We start from the raw sequence: 2629 nt of genomic DNA on the forward strand, positions 1-2629 counted from the left end.
CCCCATGACGGACCCGACCGCCCGCGACGCCGAACGCCTTCCTGCCCTGCGCTTCGGCTTCCTCGCCACCGGCCCGTGGATCCTCGGCTTCGTGGTGTGCGTCCTCTTCGCGTTCCTGTGCCATGCGCTCGCGCAGTGGCAGTGGGACCGCCGCGTGGAGGTCCAGCACCGCGTCAACCGCGTCCTGGAGAACTACGACGACGACCCGGTTCCGTTCGCCGAGGCCTCCCGGCTGTTCACCGCGTTCCAGACCGACGACGAGTGGACGCCCGTGACACTGACCGGCGAGTACCTCGTCGACGAGACGCTCATCGTCCGCAACCGCCCCCGGGCCGGCCAGCCCGGCTACGAGGTGCTCGTGCCGTTCCGGACGGACGAGGGCCCCGTCGTCGTGGTGGACCGCGGCTGGCTCCCGGTGGGCAACAGTCCGGGTCAGCCGGACGCCGTGCCGGCCCCGCCCGCCGGCCACGCCGAGGTCGTGGTGCGGGTCAAGCCCGGGGAGCCGGCCCTGGACCGCGACGCCCCGGACGGTCAGGTGCCCTCGATCGACCTCGCCGAGATCGCCGACACCGTGGGCGGGCCCGTGGCCGGGACGGCCTACGGGATCATGGTCACGGAGGACCCGGCGGTGGAGCCGATGCCGCAGAAGCTCGTCGAGCCCACCCTCGACGAGGGCCCGCACCTGTCCTACGCGATCCAGTGGTACCTGTTCGCGGCCATGGGCTTCGGGGTGTGGGGGTACTCCGCGTGGATGCGCGCCCGCAACGACCGGGCCGACGCCCTCGACGACGCCGCGGACGACGGGCTGCTCTCCGCTCACCGGGTCCCCCGCGCCAAGCCGGTCCGGCGGCGCGACGGGCGGCTCACGGATGAGGAGGCCGAGGACGCGCTCTTCGACTGAGCCCGCCCTCCGCCTCGGCGGCCCGCGCACTCAGGCGAGGGTGATGAGGTCCCTGTAGTCGTCGTTCCAGAGGTCCTCGACCCCGTCCGGCAGCAGCACCACGCGCTCGGGGTCGAGCGCCTCGACGGCGCCCTCGTCGTGGGTCACGAGCACCACGGCGCCCTCGTACTGCTGCAGCGCGTTCAGGATCTCCTCGCGGCTGGCGGGGTCGAGGTTGTTCGTGGGCTCGTCCAGCAGCAGCACGTTCGCGCTCGAGGCCACGAGCGTGGCCAGCGCCAGGCGGGTCTTCTCGCCACCGGAGAGGACGCGGGCGGGCTTGTCGACGTCGTCGCCCTGGAAGAGGAACGATCCGAGCAGCGTGCGCGCCTGGGTGTCGCCGAGCTGCGGGGCGGCGTGGCGCATGTTGTCCAGGACCGACGCGTCCTGGTCCAGGGTGTCGTGCTCCTGGGCGAAGTAGCCCAGCTTGAGCCCGTGGCCCGCCTGGACCTCGCCGGTGTCCGGGGTCTCCTCCCCGGCGAGCATGCGCAGCAGCGTCGTCTTGCCGGCGCCGTTGTAGCCCAGGATCACCACGCGCGAGCCGCGGTCGATCGCCAGGTCCACTCCCGTGAAGATCTCGAGCGAGCCGTAGGACTTGGAGAGGTTCTCGGCGCGCAGCGGCGTCTTGCCGGAGGCCTGCGGGGTGGGGAAGCGGATCGCGGCCACGCGGTCGACCGCGCGCTCGCCCTCGACGCCGCGCATGAGCCGCTCGGCGCGCTTGATCATGTTCTGCGCGGCGGTGGCCTTGGTCGCCTTGGCACGCATCTTCTCGGCCTGGGCCATGAGGGCCGAGGCCTTCTTCTCCGCGTTGGCGAACTCCCGGCGGCGGCGCGCCTCGTCCTGCTGGCGCTGGGCGAGGTAGTTCTTCCACGTCATGTTGTAGACGTCCATGGTCTGCCGGTTCGCGTCCAGGTAGAGGACCTTGTTCACGGTCATCTCCATGAGCTCCACGTCGTGCGAGATCATCAGGAGGCCGCCGGAGTAGGTCTTCAGGTAGTCGCGCAGCCACACGATCGAGTCGTGGTCGAGGTGGTTGGTGGGCTCGTCCAGCAGCATGATGTCCGCGTCGGAGAAGAGGATGCGGGCGAGCTCCACGCGGCGGCGCTGGCCGCCGGAGAGGGTGTGCAGCGGCTGGTCCAGGACGCGGTCCGGCAGGCCGAGGTTGGACGTGATCCGGGCGGCCTCGGACTCGGCCGCGTAGCCGCCGCGGGCCTCGAACTCCGCCTCCAGACGGGAGTAGCGGTTCATCGCCCGCTCCCGCTCGGCGTCGTCGACGGCGGCCATCCCGGCCTCGGCCTCACGCATGCGGCGGATCGTCTGGTCCAGGTCGCGGGCGGAGAGGATGCGGTCGCGGCCGGACTGGTCCATGTCCTCGACCTTGGGGTCCTGGGGCAGATAGCCGATGCGCCCGGTCCGGGTCACCGTGCCCGCCGTGGGCTGCCCGCCGCCGGCCAGGACCTTGGTCAGCGTCGTCTTGCCGGCGCCGTTGCGCCCCACGAGGCCGACCTTGTCCCCCTTGTCCACGCGGAAGTTCACCTCGTCCATGAGGAGACGGGCGCCCACGCGCAGTTCGACATCGGTGACGGTCAGCATGGGGGTGTCAGACTCCAGGGGTCGAGGGAAGGACAGGGGTGCACCGGCGGGGCCGGCCGATCTCGACGGGCGGGGGCCAGAGTGTAGACGGACTAGACT

The 2629-nt window shown here is 71.7% G+C and carries 2 protein-coding genes; one reads left to right on the forward strand and one right to left on the reverse strand.

Annotated features, from left to right (window positions below):
* The coding region (locus QL983_RS11010; RefSeq protein ID WP_290153001.1) for an SURF1 family protein at nt 1–901 on the forward strand (901 nt) is incomplete at its 5' end.
* 30 nt (nt 902–931) lie between these two features.
* Here QL983_RS11010 and abc-f read toward each other — a convergent pair.
* Nucleotides 932–2530, reverse strand: a complete 1599-nt coding sequence (gene abc-f, locus QL983_RS11015) for a ribosomal protection-like ABC-F family protein (RefSeq protein ID WP_060974284.1) — start codon at nt 2528–2530, stop codon at nt 932–934.
* Between the last annotated feature and the right edge of the window lie 99 nt (nt 2531–2629).

It is taken from the genome of Micrococcus sp. APC 4021 (genome assembly GCF_030407635.1).
GTDB classification, from domain to species: domain Bacteria; phylum Actinomycetota; class Actinomycetes; order Actinomycetales; family Micrococcaceae; genus Micrococcus; species Micrococcus luteus.